The 1433-nt window shown below is 75.3% G+C and carries 1 protein-coding gene; it reads right to left on the reverse strand.

Annotated elements, in window-relative coordinates:
• Positions 1–960: 960 nt before the first annotated feature.
• A partial coding sequence (locus GVN67_RS28960) for a MarR family winged helix-turn-helix transcriptional regulator (protein WP_200845449.1) occupies positions 961–1433 on the reverse strand: 473 nt, incomplete at its 5' end.

Genomic DNA, 1433 nt, shown 5'->3' on the forward strand with positions numbered 1-1433 from the left:
ATCTACACCTATTAAGTCGTCGGCAGCGTCAGTTGTGTATAAGAGACAGGGGATGGCGGGCGGCCTCGGCCAGGCGGGTTTCCAGCCGCTGGGCGCCGAGCAGCCGGTTCGGCCCCGGCGCCTGCTCCAGGCTGGCCGAGAGCCAATCGGCGATGTCCTGGCGCAGCGGGGCCAGCGCCTCGGCGGCCGCCGGGTCGAGCGCGGCCAGCGCCCGGCCGCGCTCGCCGATGGCGGTCAGCAGGGTGGGCAGCGCGCGGGCCCGCTCATGCAGCCGCCCGGCCCAGAGCAGCGGCGCGCGGCGGCCGGCGACCTCGTAGCGGGCCTGGTGGAACAGGGTGGCCAGCGCCGCGCCGTCGCGGGCGACGCGGCGGCGCTCGGCGGAGAAGCGCTCGGGGTCGTGCGGCCGGGTCAGGCTGTCGGCGCCGAAGCGGGCCAGGTCGGCCAGCCAGGTGCTGCTGGCGGCCAGCACCCGCGGCGCGCCGGCGCGGGGGAAGAGCACGCCATGCATCAGCCAGGCGCAGAGGATGCCCAGGCCGATCTCGATCATCCGCCAGATGGCGGTGTCGAAGACGGTCTCCGGGCTGTCGACGATGGGGAAGCAGATCAGCGCCGCGGTGTAGCCCGACAGCATGAAGGCATAGCCGCGCGGCGTCGGGTCGTAGAGCGAGGCGGCCAGGCACAGCCCGATCCAGATGGCGAGCACCGCCGCCGCCAGCGGCGGCGCGTTGACCAGCTGCGGAAAGACCAGAATGGAAAAGAAGCCGCCGCAGAGGGTGCCGACCAGGCGCCAGGTGGCCTTGGCGCGCAGCGCGCCGGCGAAGGGCTGCGCCACGATATAGACGGTGCCCATCGCCCAGTAGGGTCGCGGCAGGTCAAGCGAGAAGGCGATCCACAGCGCCAGCGCCGCGGCGGCGAAGCTGCGGGCGGAATAGAGCCAGTCCTCGCGGCTGGGGGCGCGCATCAGGACAGGTCCCCCGGCTCGCGGCCCAGATTTTCGGCCATTCTTTCCAGCACCTGCATGGCGGTGGCGAGCTCGGACGCGCCGCAGCCCTGCAGCACCCCGGCCCGCAGCTCTTCCAGGGCCGCATCGGCGGTGGCGGCGGCGGCGGCCCCGGCCTCGGTCAGGTGCAGGCTGCGGGCGCGGCGGTCGGCGGGGTCGGGGCGGCGCTCGACCAGGCCGGCGGCGCCGAGCTGGTCCAGCAGCGGCACCAGCGAGGGCTGCTCGATGCCCAGCGCCCCGGCCAGCGCCCCCTGGCGCAGCCCGGCGCCCGGCTGGCGCTGCAGCAGCAGCAGCGCCGAGGCGGTGGCATGCGACAGGCCGAGCGGCGCCAGGCGCAGATCGGCCTCGCGGCGCCAGGCGCGGGTGATGACGATGAAATGCGCGCCGAAGCGGCGGCGCAGCGCGGCGTCGGCGGGCAGGCTGGGGGAGGGGG

Origin of the sequence: Roseomonas sp. 18066 (assembly GCF_902706185.1) — a bacterium.
In the GTDB taxonomy this organism is placed as follows: Bacteria; Pseudomonadota; Alphaproteobacteria; order Acetobacterales; family Acetobacteraceae; genus Pseudoroseomonas.